General features: G+C 43.1%; 15 protein-coding genes. 8 read left to right on the plus strand and 7 right to left on the minus strand.

The window, feature by feature from the left end; translation table 11 throughout:
* The first annotated feature begins 9 nt into the window (after positions 1-9).
* Positions 10-1719 carry a SusD/RagB family nutrient-binding outer membrane lipoprotein gene (locus tag FG28_RS15130; protein ID WP_231562641.1) on the plus strand — a complete coding sequence of 570 codons (1710 nt, stop codon included), beginning with the start codon at positions 10-12 and terminating at the stop codon, positions 1717-1719.
* 200 nt (positions 1720-1919) lie between these two features.
* Positions 1920-3731 (plus strand): sodium:solute symporter family protein, encoded by a 1812-nt coding sequence (locus FG28_RS15135; RefSeq protein WP_036386713.1) that lies wholly within the window; start codon positions 1920-1922, stop codon positions 3729-3731.
* Between the two features lie 40 nt (positions 3732-3771).
* Here the strand turns inward: FG28_RS15135 and FG28_RS15140 are convergent, their stop codons facing one another.
* The 6 genes from FG28_RS15140 to FG28_RS15165 form a co-directional block, all read right to left on the minus strand.
* Entirely contained in the window at positions 3772-4854 is a 1083-nt protein-coding gene (locus FG28_RS15140) for a serine hydrolase (protein ID WP_051947395.1), read from the minus strand.
* Position 4855: 1 nt separating this feature from the next.
* Positions 4856-6493, minus strand: a complete 1638-nt coding sequence (locus tag FG28_RS15145) for a serine hydrolase (protein ID WP_036384252.1) — start codon at positions 6491-6493, stop codon at positions 4856-4858.
* A gap of 3 nt (positions 6494-6496) precedes the next feature.
* Positions 6497-7795 carry a M20/M25/M40 family metallo-hydrolase gene (locus FG28_RS15150; protein WP_036384253.1) on the minus strand — a complete coding sequence of 433 codons (1299 nt, stop codon included), beginning with the start codon at positions 7793-7795 and terminating at the stop codon, positions 6497-6499.
* Positions 7796-7805: 10 nt separating this feature from the next.
* Positions 7806-9383, minus strand: coding sequence for an amidohydrolase family protein (locus tag FG28_RS15155; RefSeq protein WP_036386717.1), 1578 nt, complete (start codon positions 9381-9383; stop codon positions 7806-7808).
* Between the two features lie 11 nt (positions 9384-9394).
* A complete protein-coding gene (locus FG28_RS15160; RefSeq protein ID WP_036384255.1) occupies positions 9395-10273 on the minus strand; it encodes an aminotransferase class IV in 879 nt (292 codons plus the stop codon).
* A 195-nt stretch (positions 10274-10468) separates the two neighbouring features.
* Positions 10469-11431, minus strand: a complete 963-nt coding sequence (locus FG28_RS15165; RefSeq protein ID WP_036386719.1) for a YafY family protein — start codon at positions 11429-11431, stop codon at positions 10469-10471.
* Between the two features lie 274 nt (positions 11432-11705).
* Between FG28_RS15165 and FG28_RS15170 the strand changes: the two genes are divergently transcribed.
* The 6 genes from FG28_RS15170 to FG28_RS15195 all read left to right on the plus strand — a co-directional run bounded on the left by FG28_RS15170 (position 11706) and on the right by FG28_RS15195 (position 15442).
* The gene (locus FG28_RS15170) at positions 11706-12206 is read left to right on the plus strand and encodes a DinB family protein (RefSeq protein ID WP_036384257.1); all 501 of its coding nucleotides are present in this window, start codon (positions 11706-11708) and stop codon (positions 12204-12206) included.
* 12 nt (positions 12207-12218) lie between these two features.
* On the plus strand, positions 12219-12437 hold the full coding sequence (locus FG28_RS15175; RefSeq protein ID WP_036384259.1) for a hypothetical protein: 219 nt from the start codon (positions 12219-12221) through the stop codon (positions 12435-12437).
* An 88-nt stretch (positions 12438-12525) separates the two neighbouring features.
* Positions 12526-13047, plus strand: a complete 522-nt coding sequence (locus tag FG28_RS15180) for a 5'-3'-deoxyribonucleotidase (RefSeq protein ID WP_036384261.1) — start codon at positions 12526-12528, stop codon at positions 13045-13047.
* 8 nt (positions 13048-13055) lie between these two features.
* On the plus strand, positions 13056-13784 hold the full coding sequence (locus FG28_RS15185) for an alpha/beta hydrolase-fold protein (RefSeq protein WP_036384263.1): 729 nt from the start codon (positions 13056-13058) through the stop codon (positions 13782-13784).
* 5 nt (positions 13785-13789) lie between these two features.
* The gene (locus FG28_RS15190; protein ID WP_036384265.1) at positions 13790-14497 is read left to right on the plus strand and encodes a M15 family metallopeptidase; all 708 of its coding nucleotides are present in this window, start codon (positions 13790-13792) and stop codon (positions 14495-14497) included.
* 15 nt (positions 14498-14512) lie between these two features.
* Positions 14513-15442: an alpha/beta hydrolase gene (locus FG28_RS15195; RefSeq protein ID WP_036384267.1), complete on the plus strand. Its 930-nt coding sequence runs from the start codon at positions 14513-14515 to the stop codon at positions 15440-15442.
* A gap of 1 nt (position 15443) precedes the next feature.
* Here the strand turns inward: FG28_RS15195 and FG28_RS15200 are convergent, their stop codons facing one another.
* Positions 15444-16559, minus strand: a complete 1116-nt coding sequence (locus tag FG28_RS15200) for a class I SAM-dependent methyltransferase (protein WP_316930871.1) — start codon at positions 16557-16559, stop codon at positions 15444-15446.
* Between the last annotated feature and the right edge of the window lie 14 nt (positions 16560-16573).

Below are 16573 nucleotides of genomic sequence, written 5' to 3' on the forward strand. Positions count from 1 at the left end.
AAAATGATGATGAAAAAAGAAATAATGAGAATAGGATTGGCAGTGGCCACCCTATTGTTCGCAATAAGTTGCTCCGATTTTGACGATATCAATGTAAAGCCAAACGCCTTTACATCTGATGAGGTAAGTGCCAAATATTTTGTCACAGAGACACAAATTCAACTTTATGCTCCCAATAGATTTCCGTATTGGAGAGCCCAGTTGATTCACTGGGATCGTTTTGCAGGTCAGTTCTGTTTCGGTTTTAATGGAAGTTGGTGGACAGATGGTCTATCCTATACATATGATACAGGATATACAGATGCCGCTTATGATTATTTGGCTGGATATGTCACTAGCCTCAGTGCATTCATGAACTTTGTAGGTGAAGGTGGAGAGCTTGAAAATCAAAACTATTATGCCATAGGATTGATCATGAAAGGATTGTACTATCAAACCTATACCGATGTATTTGGAATGGTTCCGTATTCTGAAGCACTTAATCCAGATATTATTACGCCTACCTATGATTCACAAGCAGCTATCTACCAAGGTGTCATTGCTGAGTTGGATGAAGCCATGGCAATTATTGGAGATGCCACCGTAACTGGGGATGGTGTAGAAGTTTTGGCTGAGAATGATCTTTTCTTTGGTGGAGACCTACAACAATGGAAAAAGTTGGCCAATAGCCTTAAACTAAGAATGGCGCTAAGAGCCCAAGGAGCACCTGGAGCGGATTTTGCCACCGCTGCGATAAGCGAAGCATTGGCAAGTGATCTTTTGGTAACTGATGGCGATAACGCCCTTATGGAAAAGGATACTGAAATATCACAGTGGTCCAACGCTGCGTATGGAGACGTTTGGCACAACTTCGGTGTAGGTTCCAACTGGACCGTGGGTAAGACCTTGATAGATTACTTACAAGCAAACAACGATCCAAGACTACCCATGTACGCACAACCCATTGATGGTGGTGAAGTGGTTTTCACTGAACCTGTTGAAGGTGAAGGTGTGGCACTTTTTGATAAACACGTGGATTTCATCCTTGCCCAATTGGACAATGCTGGAGTAAGTTACACCAGAACTGATGGAACCAATGGGGATGGCTTGGCAACAGTAACCATTAATGTAGCTACAGACACGCCTTATTACGTGGGCCAACCCACCCGTCTAAATGGATTGATCTATACCCATGTAAAAGAAGCTTTGTTCTCGAGACCAGCTGCCATAGTTATCAATGCCAAAAACCAAGGAAATGAAATTTTTCCAGAAATTGTGTTCACGGCAGCGGAGGGCAACTTTTTGCAGGCCGAAGCGATTGTAAAAGGGTTGGCTACTGGCGATGCTCAGACGTTCTATCAAGAAGGAATACGACAGGCCATGAGAATATGGAACGTTGACGATGCCGCAATTGAAACATTTATATCTACAGAAGATATGGCACTTTTGAATGGTTCAGCTGATGAAAACCTAGAGAAGATAAGCATCCAAAGATGGATTGCAGCATATACCGATGGTTCAGAAGCTTGGGCAATCGTTAGGGATAGTGGATATCCTTCCGAATTGGCCGCGGGAGTTTCCGATTATGATCTTTACAGTGCAGGAACGTTGAATGGTGCATATCCACAACGAATGCGCTATGGTACCAATGCATATAATACCAACGGCCCCAATACAGAAGCAGCTAATGCTGCACAGGGCCCAGATATGCAAGGAACTACACTTTGGTTTGCACAATAAACCAAGGATGTTATGAAATCAATCCATGCGATTACTTCATAATTTGAGTTAGTTTAATTTTGAGTTAAGTAAGGTAAAGGAAGAGCAACTCTTCCTTTACTTTTTTAACAGGTACCAATATGGGCAATCATTTCTATTTTGATATGTCATTTTTGTTGTACTTTACTTTTCTAACCGTATCCGATTTAATATTACATATTATGATATCATTGAATACATTGGATGTACTCATCATCTTTGGATTTTTTGCCATTACCTTGGGCATTGGAATCTATGTGTCCAAAAGCTCGGGAAAGAACAGTTCTGAATTTTTCCTGTCCGGTAAATCCATGCCGTGGTGGTTGTTGGGAATATCCATGGTGGCTACAACATTCTCAACCGATACACCCAATTTGGTGACCGACATTGTCCGGACCAACGGCGTTTCTGGAAACTGGGTTTGGTGGGCCTTTTTGTTGACGGGGTTGCTAACGGTCTTCATCTATGCTCGTCTTTGGCGGAAATCAAACGTCAACACAGACCTTGAGTTCTATGAACTGAGGTATGGTGGAAAACCCGCCCGTTTTTTAAGAGGGTTCAGGGCCATTTATCTCGGAGTGATCTTCAATGTCATTACCATGTCCGCAGTGACTTTGGCCGCAATTAAGATTGGTGGCATCATGCTTGGGCTGGAACCATGGCAGACGGTGGTCAGTGCTGGCCTCATCACGGTTATCTTCAGTGCCGTTGGAGGGTTTAAAGGGGTCGTCTATACTGATTTTATTCTCTTCTTCGTGGCGATGGGCGGTGCCATTGGTGCAGCGTATTATTTGGTGAATATCCCAGAAGTTGGTGGTTTGGAAGCCTTGTTGTCCAATGAAAATGTAAAGGAAAAACTGGATATTTTACCAGATACAAGCGATACCCATACCTTGATTACCCTTTTGATCATTCCATTGGCCGTACAATGGTGGAGTTCTTGGTACCCAGGAGCGGAGCCGGGGGGAGGGGGCTATATCGCACAGCGAATGCTATCTGCCAAAAATGAAAAGCATGCTATTGGGGCCACGTTCTTTTTCAACATTATGCATTATGCCATGCGTCCATGGCCTTGGATTTTGGTGGCACTCGCATCTTTGGTTGTTTTCCCCGATTTGGAGAGTTTGCAACAGGCCTTTCCCATTGTAGCTGATGATAAATTGGGACACGACTTGGCCTATTCTGCCATGTTGACCAAATTGCCCTCTGGATTATTGGGATTGGTTTTGGCCTCTTTGGTGGCCGCTTACATGTCCACCATATCCACGCAGCTCAACTGGGGTTCTTCCTATATTGTGTATGATTTTTACCAACAAAGGGTCGATCCAGAAGCATCTGAAAAGCGTTTGGTGGCAGTGGGACGAATCTCCACGGTTGGCTTGATGGTCTTGAGTGCCTTGCTGGCCCTTCTATTGCAGAATGCACTTCAACTTTTTGAAGTATTGCTTGTGTTTGGGGCAGGAACCGGACTGATTTTTATCCTGAGGTGGTTTTGGTGGCGTATCAATGCGTGGAGCGAGATCACCGCCATGTTCGTATCTGGAATATTGTCATTACTGTTCAAGTTGAACCCATTGGGAGATTATTTGTTCGCTACTGAAACGGGACTTTTACCCGATTGGATGGAATACCCCACGGTGGTACTTGTGACCACAGCGGCATGGTTGATTGCAACTTATATCACTGCTCCTGAAAGTACCGAAGTGTTGAACAGCTTTTACAAGAAAATAAATCCCGGAGGTCCCGGTTGGAAAAAGATTGTCAAACAGGCCAGAGCACAGGGCACCGAACTGGACAATGGTGAAAAATGGAGCGTTCCCAGTGGAATACAGGCCATGCTGTACGGTACCATTCTGATTTACAGTCTTTTGTTCGCTACCGGATATTGGATTTATGGAAGATGGGCAGGAGCCCTGATATTGACAGCTGTGGCCTTAATTTCAGGCTCAGTTTTAATATTGAAATGGCGACAGATTAAAGCGACCATCACCTAATAACTACCAGGTTTAAAAATTGAAATGGCCCAAAAGCTCGTTAGTCTTCCATAGTGAAGATTTCCGCAGCCTTTTGGGCCACTTTTATGCGTACAGCCGAAGGATTACTGCGACCATAAGCCGCTTTGGTCTTAAACACCAATACGGTTTCAATGGCGGGATACACTGTAATATTTTGCCCCATGGCACCTTTCCCGGAATAAGCACCCTCAAAACGCGGGTCGCTCACATCTTGCCATAGCCACCACATATAGCCATAACCATAATTGACCCCTGTACCATGAAAAACAGGCACGTTTTTGTTCAATTCTTCATGTGAAGTGCGGGATTCCAGCATTTCATCCACCCAAGATTCGCTAATGACCTGAACATCTTTCCACTTCCCTTTGTTCAGCATTAGCAGCCCTAGACGAGCCATATCACGGGTTGAGAACCACATAGGGTACGCCAAATATTTGGAGATTGAGGTATTGCCTTGTTTGTGTTGTAGGGAACGGTCCCAATCCTGCATGTGCAAGGGATTGGCCAACTGTCGTTCCACTTCATCATAGATGTTCTTTCCTGTCTCCTGTTCAAAAACATACCCTGCCACATTAAAATCCCAGTTGCTGTACAACCAATAGGTTCCAGGTTTTACGGAGCCACGTTCGGGCGCGTATTCCTGCATTCCCCCACCATAGCCTTCTGGGTGGTACACTCCGGACCTAGCAGAAATAATATCCTGGATAGTGGCAGACTGTTCAATGGGAAGGATCCCTTCCACATCATCAATACCCAATTCCTTGATGGTTTTATTGAGGCGAATGGTGCCATCTTCAACATACTGTCCATAGAGCATGGAGAGTACACTTTTTCGGATGGAGGCAATGTAACTGACTTCCTCTAGGTCACCATAATCGAAAACTACCTTGCCCTTATGGACGATCATAAGCCCGGTGATTTTTGTGCTGTCCACCAAATACTCATGAAACGCTTCAGCCTTAGGATTGTTCCATGCTTTGGCCTCAGATTCAGAAGCCCAATGCCAGACCCGGTCCGTGAAGACTTGTGCTTTTACGCCGATGAGGCAAAAGAAAAATACTACCGAAAGAAGTATTGATAAATGCTGTGGAATTGATTTCATACTAATCTGTTTTTTTGAACCAAAGATTTCTTACCCTGCCATTGGAGATAAATACACCCTCGATTTTTTCATTAACATTACGCTTGAATTTTAGAAAGTTAAGTGGATATGTTCCCTCCAAAAGGTCTTTTCTTTTCTGTTGAAGTACTAATTTTCCATGCCGGATGTGATGGGCATAGAGCGAGTTGTTTTCGTAATGAATTGTGTAGGTTGTTTCTATTTCGGGACTGAAATACGTTCCAAGGTATTCCTCGGCAAGTTGCGGAGTCAACTCTTCTTTGGTGAATTTTTCAAAGATCAAGGGTTTTCCACTCTCTCGGTGAAATAGCATGGTACCATTTTTAAATTCAAAATAAGATGCATCTTTAGCATCCAAAGCAACAAATTTTTCCTTTTCAACGGGAACATATGTAGTTTCGGAATTGCCATTACCGAGATAGAGTTTGTCCGCATTGCTCAAGATCTCCCGTTCCTGATAGGTCATGTCATCCCAATATATGCCCGCATACGATTGCAGTTTCTGTTTTGGAACTTTGATGGTTTTCAGCATTTTGGAGCTATTGCCCTTATCAAAAAGAATTCTAGCCATAACGGTTGATTTTTCAGCAGGAGAGGAGGATGAAAAATTGGTAAGCACCATAAAGCTGGTTTTTTCTTGGGGAAAAACAGAAACATGTGAGCGATATCCTCCAATGGACCCACCGTGACTGATTCGCTTCAGTCCATAGAGGTCATCTACGATTACCCCAAAGGCATATTGATTGGTGCTTCCATCATTGAGGGCATCCACCGTTTGCATCATTTCAAAGGCTTTTTCCCATCCCGAAGAGGGTTCGTAGTAATTTTTCAGATACTTGGAAAGGTCAGCGGTAGTGGTATGAACATTACCAGAACCTATATAGGCCCAGTACTCAACAGCTCTAACAAAACCATCTTTGGTTGCATCGTAAGACGTAGCATTATTGGGTACAATCCGATTGTAGTTTGGTTCTGCATAGGTATCGTGCATGCCCAATGGTTCAAAAACTTCATCTTTCATATAGTTGACAAAAGATGTTCCGGTTACTTTTTCAATAATGTTGACCAAAAACATATATCCTGTATTGCAGTACATGTATTCGGAGCCAGGTTCAAAATTGAGGTCGTGTTGTTGGGGCATGATTCTATTTAAATCGGCATTTGTTCGAACATCATCATCTCTCCAACCAGCCAATCCGAATAGCGCATGGAGACTTCTAAGTCCACTAGTGTGGTGCAATATGTGCCGAATAGTGATTTTTTGGCCAAAATCGGGTAGCCCATCAATATAGGTATCGATGGTATCATCCACAGAGAGTTTTCGTTGCAAGTGAAGCAATACAATTCCCAACGCACTGAATTGCTTGGAGACAGAAGCTACATTGAATCGTGTACCAGTGTTGTTGGGCACCAGATATTCCATACTGGCCAACCCGTAAGCCTTTGAAAAAACAATATCATCCCCTTGCATTACCATTATGGCACCTCCTGGATGATTGGGACGGTTCCAATCCAAGAACAAGCTATCAATTTGGGTAATTTTGTCCGCTATTTGGGCCGAAACAAATTCGGCACATAGGAATACAATACAAACAAGTAGTCTAGCAAAAATTTTAGTCATGCTTTATTTTTCAAGTCCTGCTTGGGCCAAGGTAATCAACAGCGCCAATTGAATGGATTCTGCCCCGGTTTCATCATTCATATACCATTCATGTAATGAGTGGGCACCACCTCCTTTGCCACCGCGACCAATACAGACCGATGGAATTCCCAAAGAAACTGGAATATTGATGTTGGTAGACCCTCTTCCCAAAGAAGGTTCAACACCGAAATATTGGGTTGCTGCCATGGCTCGTTGAATCAGGGGCAGGGTCGCGGGAAGCTCTCCAGAAGGACGGTCCCCAATTTTTTCAAGCTCATAGGTCACTTCACCTTTTACGCCGCTGACATTATATGCTGAAATGGCTTTTTCCACAGAATTTTTGAAGATACTTTCAATTTCATCCAAATTTTTAGGGTCGATGGCACGCATGTCAACTTCCATCCACGATTCAAACGGAATGGAATTTACCGAAGTTCCCCCACCAATTCGACCCACGTTGAAACTTGTTTTGGAAATATCTCCCGAAGTATAGGTCCATGCATCTTTTGAGAACATATCAATCGCTTTGCCCAAGGCATGATGCGGATTTACCAACTCAAAATCGCCCCATGAATGTCCACCTTTTCCACTGACAACCAATTTGTAGCGTTTGGAACCAAGACCAGCATTGCTGATTCGGCCAATACTACCACCATCTATGGCAATCCAGGCATCGATATCCAACCCAGATTCGTTGAACATATACTTCATGCCGCGCAGGTCACCAAGACCTTCTTCTCCAACCGTTCCCACAATAAGCAGGTCTTTTTCGGTCTTTATTTCTGCTTTGTTCATGGCCTTTAGCATGCTAATGAGCATGGACAGACCGCGAGTATCATCCCCAATCCCGGGCGCTTTTAAAGTATCACCCACTTTGGTGACGGTTACATCTGTTCCTTCGGGAAAAACTACATCCAAATGGGCATCTACACCCACATAACCAGATTCACCAGAAGTGCCTTTTCGCAATCCGATGACGTTGCCCACTTTGTCTGTCCAAACACTATCAATACCAGCGTCCATCAACATTTTGCCAAAGACCTTTCCTCTTTTGTCTTCGCCAAAAGGTGGGGCCAGTACTTCAGTTAAGGTGACCAAATCCTTCATGGTCTGGTCTTCTTGTTCTGTGATGAGGTTAAAAGCGGTCTGTACTTTTTTGGCCTTTGCCAACTTGTCAATTTCTTTGGTGTACTTTTTTTCAATTGTTGGGCTTTCCTGTGCGCGGATTAGGTTGGGCAGCAGGAAAATAGTCAATAACAGGCAGGTAATAATTTGTTTCATATCTATTGCGTTAGTTTTTTTGTAATACCATTCCAGACCTCACATCATGGAATTCACCATTGTCCACCGCAAAAATCCCGTTCACAATGACAAAATCAATTCCTTCGGGATATTGGTGGGGTTTTTCAAAAGTGGCTTTATCAATTATGGTTTCTGGATCAAAGATGGTGATATCGGCACGCATATCTTCTTTGAGCATTCCTCTATCCGTCAATTTAAGACTTTGTGCTGGTAACGAAGTCATTTTACGAATGGCCTCGGATAGTTCCAAAGTCTTTTTTTCTCGAACATAATGTCCCAAAACTCTTGGGAATGTTCCGTACCAACGTGGGTGTGGATGGCCCATGCCGGGTTCCACCAATCGGCCATCGGAGCCAATCATGGTTTGTGGGTGTTGCATTATTCGGGTTACATCTTCTTCGGCCATAGCATGGAACACGCAGGATGCGCCACCATTTAATTGAGCTTCAATGACCAAATCCGCGCCATTTTCAACCGTGGGTTCCAAGCCCTTTTGTTCGGCCCAATATTTTAAGGTCTTTCCTTCCAGTTCGGGCTGCCATTCCACTTTGGCAAATTGAATTCGGTCCAAATCTGAACCACCACGATCATTGAGAATGTTGAAAACAATCCCATTTTTAATGCTATCCCTGAGCACTGGGTCAGTGGCCCTTTCGTCAAAGGCTTCTTGACCACCTGCCATGGACCAACTAGGAATGAGTACAGAAATTCCGGTGTAGCTAGCGGTGTAAGGATATTGGTCCATTTTAATGTCGAGACCTTTGGCACGGGAAGAATCAACCATCGCCAAGGTACGAACACTTTCCCCCCACATGGGTTTGCCAATGGCCTTATGGTGGGTCAAAACCACGGGAATATCGGCCTTGGCTGAAATTTGGATGGCTTCTTCAACCGCATCGAATAAACCCAAACCTTCTTCCCGGAGGTGTGAGGTATAAATACCGCCATATTTTGAAGCCACTTTAGACAACGCAATGACTTCATCCACTTTGGAAAAAGCTCCCGGTAAATATTTGAGTCCCGTTGAAATTCCATAAGCGCCTTCTTGCATGGCACTATCAATTTGGGCTTCCATATCCAAAAGTTCCTCTTCAGTGGGAGCCCGATTTTCCAATCCCATGATGTTTTTACGAACCGTGTTGTGGCCAATAAGATAAGCTACATTCATCCCAATACCTTTTACTTCAAGACTATCCATATAGGATTTTAAGGGCCAAGGCGAACTGCCATCAGGTCCACCTAAAGCCGTAGTGACACCCTGCCGAACATGGCTTTCGCAAGAAGGCAATTCCATGATGGGTTCTAAATGGGTGTGCATGTCGATAAATCCAGGAGAAACGGCAAGACCTTTGGCCTCAATTATTCGAGTTGCCGTGGCTTTATCCAAATCACCCATGGCCACTATCATGGAACCCTTTATGGCAATATCGGTTTCAATAGGTGCACTTCCTGAACCATCGTAAACGGTGCCGTTCAAAATAAGAATGTCATATTCCGGGCCACTACAGGAAAAAAGAGCAATGAACGAAAAGCTCAAAAGCAATTTGATCAGAATGTTGGCTTTCATTTTTAGGTGCATTACAGTACTAATTTTGAGGATTCCAATTTTTTGAGTTCAGCTAAGGCTTTCTGTAGTTTTTTTGTGGTTTCGCCAATTTCTTCTGGCCTGTGGTAGACATGGTCGCCAAGTTTGGCAATAGAGGCAATTTGGGTGGTGGTCCCGGTGAGAAAAGCTTCATCCATCCCATCAATTTCATCTACACCGATGGCTTTTTCCATCATGGGGATTTCCAAATCCTCACAAAGTTTCAATACAATCTTTCGGGTGATGCCATCCAAAATCAATTGGTTGGCTGGATGGGTGTACACTTTTCCCGATTTCACAAAAAAGATGTTGGTGTGCGAGCCTTCGGTAATGAATCCATTTCGAACGAAAACAGCTTCATCGACATTTTGTTCCATGGCTCTTTCATTGGCCATGACGTTGCCCAAAAGAGAGGTTGATTTAATATCGCACCTGTGCCACCGATTGTCCGAACACAAAATACCGTGAAAATCCCGGTCGTTGATATAGGGGAGGGTATGGGGCAGGGCGTATATCATCACTGTAGGGGGAATATCTTTTGGGAAAGCATGTTTTCTCGGTGCCACGCCACGGGTTACCTGCATATAGATAAGGCAGGGTTTGTTAGTAAGGTTGCTGGCCATCAACAACGGTTCCAACTGAGCTTCCATCTCGCCAACATCATAGGTAATTCCGATTTTATCTAAGTTTCCTTGAAGCCGTTCCCAGTGTGCATCGCTATAGAACAGACCGTTTTCCAACTGGACCATAACCTCATAAATACCATCCCCAAAAAGAAAACCACGGTCAAAAACAGAAATGGTTGCTTGGTTACTGGAAATAATTTCACCATTCAAATAGATTTTTTCGGGAAAATTACCTTTAGGCAGCATAGTTTTTAGGGTTGGTTTTAAACACAAAAATACTGGGTTTGTTGTTTGCGCACTGCCCGTGAAGGTAAAGGATATTTTTCTAAATTGAAACCATGTGCAGGATTTCCTGTGTGTATTTTTCAGTTGTTGAAAACGAGGAATTTTAAGGGTGGCAATTCTGAAATATGAACAAAAAAGAACTGTTGATTTATAGAATTATGCGGAGAGCATATCTTGGTTTTTTTGCAAGAGGTCAGCTATTCTCTTTTTTAAGCTTTCGGGCTCGATGATTTTGGCGTAATCCCCAAACATAAGGTACCATCGGGCAAAACCATTCTCCAAGTCCGTGGTCATAAAGGTCATTTCCACTTCATTATTTTTTGTCTTTTGCGATACAAATCCATGGTATTTTTTACTGCCTTGGATGTATTTGGCCACTGTTTTGTTCACCAATATGGTGACCTTGGTTTTTTGGGTGTTTTCATGTATGTGCCGATGCTCATCAATAGTGCCATGTTGAAGGACAAAGCTATGAGGTGTCCGCTTAATTTGATGAATTCTATCCGTTCTAAAATGCCTGTAATCTTTTCTGAGATGGCAGTACCCCAGAATATACCAAAAGTTATTCTCATGAAAGACACCAACGGGTTCAATATTCCTCTCCGATGGGTCATCTTCCCGGAGCGATTCGTATTTTAAAAAGACCTGTTTCTTTTCGGCAATGCTCTCAAAGAGAATTTCAAGGGCGTTGGGAACATCCGCATTGAACAATTCTTGTCCTGGAAAGATGGAAACCTGCGATTCCAAAGCTTCCACCCAATCTTTTTCTTTTCCACGCAAAACCGATTTAAGCTTGAACATGGCGGATTCGTAATAGGTTCCCAGCGACTTATCCGTGAATTTTTGCATCAGCTTTTCAGCGGCCACAAAACTACCGGCCTCCTCACGGGTGAACATGACCGGGGGCAGTCGGTACCCTTCCATAATGGAATAGCCCACCCCCGCTTCACTTACAATGGGAACCCCGGATGCTTCCAAGGTGCGTATGTCACGATAGATGGTTCTTAGGCTTACATCGAACCGGTCAGCCAGTTCTTGAGCCTTTACTATGCGTTTGGACTGCAGCTGAATCAAGATGGCTACAATCCTATCAAAACGTTTAGCGGTATCCATTCCCATAATTGAGCGACCTATCTCCCAAAGATAGGATTTCAATCCAAGGTAGACGGGCCTATTTTTGTTCATTCTTTCAGTTTTGGTCTTATCAAAATCCATTTTATTCCTCAACGGGCGGGCATAAAAGAGGGAATCATTTTTTGCAAAGTTATGATTGGGTACTGACAGCCTTTTGTCAACAATAAAAATTTCACCCTCATTTTTTTCTACTGACACGGGGTTGTCACACCCCCCGTTTACCTTTGGTTCCAGAATCAATAAATAAAAACAATGAACCATGGAAAACACAGTAGAACAACAAAACAGCACAGCACAAGTGATTACACCTTCCCAACTTTTGGAGCATTGGCAAGGACACCGAAGGGTAACGCGAAGGGTCATCGAAGCCTTTCCGGAAAAGGAGCTCTTTACACACTCCATTGGCGGAATGCGTCCATTTTCAGGGATGGTATCAGAGCTTCTGGCCATAGCGGTTCCAGGACTTCAAGAAATTGTGTCGGGTGAAACCGCAAAGTTTAACGAAGACTTGAATCATGGCAACAGTAAAGCTACACTACTGAAATGGTGGGATGAGGCCACAGAGCAAATCAACGAGTTATGGGCCAAAATCCCAGTGGAGCGGTTTCAGGAGCATGTAAAATTATTTGGACAGTACGAAGGTTCCGTTCAATCCCAGATTTTTTATTTCATCGATAATGAGATTCATCACCGAGGGCAAGGGTACGTCTACTTGCGTTCATTGGATGTAGAACCTCCATTTTTCTATGACCGAAGCTAATTTGTTTTAGAAATGAAAAACGTATTGGTATTTAAAACATCGGTTTCTGGTAAAGATGAAGTGAAAAAGCTAAAACCTTTGTTGAACCGATTGGTCAACCAAAACGGGTATTGGAATTTCGACCTGGAGGATTGTGATAACATCCTCCGGGTGGAAACCCAAAGCCTGAGCGCACCGGTAATCTCATCACTTTTACAGAAAAGTGGATTTCGTTGCGAAGAGCTTCATTGAGCATCTTGAATTGATGGTATATAATTTAGTCGAACAACTTTTTTTGACCTTTTATTGAGTTTTTCCGTACTTCACAAAAACATTAGAAATGACCATTTTTGTGGATATGGATGAGGTGATTGCCGATGCTTATGGAGCGCACCTCGAACTATACAATTCTGAATTTGATGCCCAACTTAGATTGGAAGACTGCTATGGTAAGGAAGCGTGGCAATGTGTACCCAAGGAGCACCAAGAAACCGTAAGGGGACATAATTGGCGAATAGGATATTTTAGAAACTTGAAGGTGATTCCAGATAGCCAAGAAGTACTTTTTGAATTAAGTAAAAAATACGAGGTCTATATCGCCTCCGCGGCCATGGAATTTCCCAATTCCCTAAAGGAAAAATCGGATTGGTTGGATGAATTCTTTCCATTCATTCCTTGGAAAAAACGAATTCTATGCGGGGACAAGTTCATCTTAAAAGGTGATGTACTGATTGATGACCGTAGCAAAAACCTCAAAAAATTTGATGGAAGGAGTATCATGTTCACCTCTCCGCACAACACCAACACCACAGATTTTGAACGTGCCAACAATTGGAGAGAAATCGCGGATAAACTTTTGTAACTTGGGACATGCAAATTCGCCAAGTCATTTCCAAGATTGTTCTTTTGGGCATCCTATTCTTTCTTCAGGCTTGTTCTGCCCAATCCCAATTGGTGGAGGACGAAGCGCAGACAGTGACCAAAGAAAACCTCCGCTACTATTTGTATTATCCAGAGGAATATTTTGAAAAACCAGATGATGAATTTGGACTATTGCTCTTTTTGCACGGTGGAGGTGAATCTGGAAGGGAATTGCTTCATGTAAAGAAAAATGGCCCACCAAAATTGCTGGCAGAAGGCAAGCAATTTCCTTTTTTGGTTTTGGCTCCCCAAAATCCACATGAAAAAAAATGGTGGAACACCCAAGCGGTTAACCAATTATTGGATTCCATTGTTGATGCGAACCGGGTAGATAAGAACCGCCTCTATCTAACTGGACTCAGTAGGGGTGGAAGTGCAGCTTGGGAAATGGCCACACAGTATCCAGATAAATTTGCGGCCATGGCAGTGGTTTGCGGTATGGCTCCGGTACCTTATGCGCATTGGATTGACAAAAACATGCCCATTTGGGTTTTTCATGGGGATAAAGATGAGACCATTAGCGTGGAAGAATCGGACAAAATGGTGAGCAGGCTCAAAGAAATGAATTACGATGTCATCTATACCCGGTACAAAGATTTGGGGCACAATGCTTGGGACAGGGCTTATACCACCGATTCACTCTACACATGGCTGGCCAAACAAAAACGGATAAACTGATCGCAATGAGATATTTGGTGTATATGTTGATGGCAATGTCCCTTTTGAACTGTAGGGAGAAGCTGGATAAAAAGAAGATTGAAGTACAAGAACCAGCAGTTGTAAAGGTCCCCGATACGGTAGCTGAGCAAGAGAAAAAACCAAAGACTTTTGAAGGTCTGGCAGACACCACTTTTGTTCGCTTGGCAGATTTCAGTGATGATTTCGCCTATGATTTGAGATATGCCACAAAGAATAACTTTTTAAAGGCAAAGGTGTATGATTGTGCCGAATGTTACACGCGAGTGAAAACAGCAAAGGCACTGATAGAGGCCAACAAAGATTTTATGAAAAAAGGGGTGAGAATCAAATTTTTTGATTGCTATCGCCCTAATTCAGTACAGTACAAGATGTGGGAGATAGTCCCCAACCCACAATATGTGGCTAATCCCGTAAAAGGATCTATCCATAATAAAGGTGGTGCTGTGGACATCACTTTGGTGGATAGAGATGGAAACGAACTGGATATGGGCACCGATTTTGATTTCTTCGGAAAGAAAGCCTATCACGATAATCTGGATTTGCCCAAAGAAGTTTTGGAGAACCGAAAATTGTTAAAGGAAACCATGGAAGCCCATGGATTTTGGTCGATACGGACCGAATGGTGGCATTACAATTTATCGGCAGCTTCCAATGATCGGGTGGCCAACTTTAAATGGGATTGTAACAATTAACTAAAAACAAATAAAGTGAAGCATTTTAAAACCACATCAATTCTCGCAGTACTTCTTGTATTTGTGGACATGGGTATATCGGCTCAAGACACGATTATGCCTTTGTGGCCCAATAAAATTCCCAATCAAGAAGCATCCAATGAAAAGGAAAGAGTAGAGACAGACCGATTTGATTGGGTCACCAACGTACAACAACCTACCATTGAAGTCTATTTGCCTACAAAAAGCAATGCCAATGGGCAGGCCGTGGTTATTTTTCCCGGGGGAGGGTACTATGGTTTGGCCTACGACTGGGAAGGTATTGACATGGCCAAGGCCTTAAATTCCAAGGGAGTGGCAGGAATTGTGGTAAAATATAGATTGCCCATATCAAAATCCATTGTGGAGGGAAAAGAAGTGGTTCCCTTGCAAGATGCACAGCGGGCCATGCGTTTGGTAAAAAGTAAGGCGGCGGAATGGAATATTTCCGAAGGAAAAATAGGTATCATGGGATTTTCTGCGGGTGGACATTTGGCCTCGACGCTGGGCACGCATTATGATGATACCGTGTATGAAAAACAAGATGAAGCAGATGAGTTAAGCGCCCGACCCGATTTTATGGCCTTGATCTACCCTGTGATTTCCATGGACAATGAAACTACCCACTCAGGATCCAAGGGAGCCTTATTGGGCGAAAATCCATCGGATGAACTGGCCAACCGGTTTTCTGCCAACAAAAATGTGACCAAAGATACGCCTCCTGCTTTTTTGCTTCACGCCCAAGACGATGATGCAGTGCCTGTTGAAAATAGCATTTTAATGTTCAGCGCACTGAAAAAGGAAGGGATTCCGGTAACCATGCACATTTACTCCAAAGGCGGTCATGGATTTTCCTTGGCCTTGAAGGACCAGCGTCTCAAAAACTGGATATCCCTTTTGTACGATTGGCTGGATAATTTAGAGTAGCTCAGTCTAATTTTTTGCACTCCAACACGGTTAAAGCATCATTTAAAGTCCTGGTAAAAAAGAGATAAGAGTCACCGCCGTCCTTTATTTTGTGCTTTTTTCGGATTTCGGCAACTGAAATTGGAAAATTCCGAGTGGTGATGTTGGCCTTTTTATGGGCGAATTCTTTCAAGGGATTTTTAGAGTAGGGCAATGCCCTTGAAATGGAAAACCGCCTTCCGGGGAAATCCACCAGCGCATCCGATGTGTATAAATGGGAATGCAAGTGCAACTTTTTCAGTCCGAATGTATTCCCTGCAGATTTAAACCCTCCTGATTTCAGGATGGCTGCATTGGGTTCGTAGAGATAGTTTTGAGGTTCTTGAAAATCAACCTCAGCATCCTTTTCATCATCCAGATTAAAACTGAAGACCATTTCCTGATTTTGGGTTTTATTGATGGTTTTGATGGTAACCTTATCTTGGTAATCTTGCTTCAACACAAAAAGGAGTTCTTTGACTTCATTGTTGATGGCCACCACATGAATTTCCTTTACAAAATTGAGCTCTTCAACACCTTGTTTTATATCCAAAAGAGGGGAGGCTTTCACCAAAATATTTTCGGTTTTCTTGAATAGAAAAGGAAGATGTTCTGGAAGGTTGGGTAGGCAATCCTTAAACAAAAAAACCTTTCCAATTTTTTCATTTCGCCGGGACGGGTCCACAAAAACCCAATCAAAATTTTTGTCTGTTTGCTTTAAAAAATCAATTCCTTCTTCAGAAATGCAAACGATGTTTTTTTGACCCAAAACCGCAAAATTATGTTGGGCAATTTCACTGAGTTCTTCATTGATCTCACAATGCAAAACCGTGTCGATTTTTTTGGAAAAAAAATAGCTGTCAACTCCCAATCCCCCGGTGAGGTCCAGTAGTGTTTTTCCATCAACCAAACTAGCTTTGTACTGTGCTGTTTCCTCCGAACTGGTTTGCTCAATATTGAGTTTGTTGGGGTAATAAATGTTTGGCGTATTGAACCAGGAGGGGAGTTTGTCCTTGCATTTTTTCTTGGCCTCCAACTGTTCAGCGAGCTCTTTTTGCGATATGCCCGCAAAAAGTGGCTTTTTAAGCAATACTGACACGATGTCAGTATTCC

This window comes from Muricauda sp. MAR_2010_75 (assembly GCF_000745185.1).
In the GTDB taxonomy this organism is placed as follows: Bacteria; Bacteroidota; Bacteroidia; order Flavobacteriales; family Flavobacteriaceae; genus Flagellimonas.

What these genes read in the sequence shown, in the direction of transcription:
- FG28_RS15130 (WP_231562641.1), top strand. Translation starts at nt 10, where the DNA reads ATGAAAAAAGAAATAATGAGAATAGGATTGGCAGTGGCCACCCTATTG.
- FG28_RS15135 (WP_036386713.1), top strand. Translation starts at nt 1,920, where the DNA reads ATGATATCATTGAATACATTGGATGTACTCATCATCTTTGGATTTTTT.
- FG28_RS15140 (WP_051947395.1), bottom strand. Translation starts at nt 4,854, where the DNA reads ATGAAATCAATTCCACAGCATTTATCAATACTTCTTTCGGTAGTATTT.
- FG28_RS15145 (WP_036384252.1), bottom strand. Translation starts at nt 6,493, where the DNA reads ATGACTAAAATTTTTGCTAGACTACTTGTTTGTATTGTATTCCTATGT.
- FG28_RS15150 (WP_036384253.1), bottom strand. Translation starts at nt 7,795, where the DNA reads ATGAAACAAATTATTACCTGCCTGTTATTGACTATTTTCCTGCTGCCC.
- FG28_RS15155 (WP_036386717.1), bottom strand. Translation starts at nt 9,383, where the DNA reads ATGAAAGCCAACATTCTGATCAAATTGCTTTTGAGCTTTTCGTTCATT.
- FG28_RS15160 (WP_036384255.1), bottom strand. Translation starts at nt 10,273, where the DNA reads ATGCTGCCTAAAGGTAATTTTCCCGAAAAAATCTATTTGAATGGTGAA.
- FG28_RS15165 (WP_036386719.1), bottom strand. Translation starts at nt 11,431, where the DNA reads ATGGGAATGGATACCGCTAAACGTTTTGATAGGATTGTAGCCATCTTG.
- FG28_RS15170 (WP_036384257.1), top strand. Translation starts at nt 11,706, where the DNA reads ATGGAAAACACAGTAGAACAACAAAACAGCACAGCACAAGTGATTACA.
- FG28_RS15175 (WP_036384259.1), top strand. Translation starts at nt 12,219, where the DNA reads ATGAAAAACGTATTGGTATTTAAAACATCGGTTTCTGGTAAAGATGAA.
- FG28_RS15180 (WP_036384261.1), top strand. Translation starts at nt 12,526, where the DNA reads ATGACCATTTTTGTGGATATGGATGAGGTGATTGCCGATGCTTATGGA.
- FG28_RS15185 (WP_036384263.1), top strand. Translation starts at nt 13,056, where the DNA reads ATGCAAATTCGCCAAGTCATTTCCAAGATTGTTCTTTTGGGCATCCTA.
- FG28_RS15190 (WP_036384265.1), top strand. Translation starts at nt 13,790, where the DNA reads ATGAGATATTTGGTGTATATGTTGATGGCAATGTCCCTTTTGAACTGT.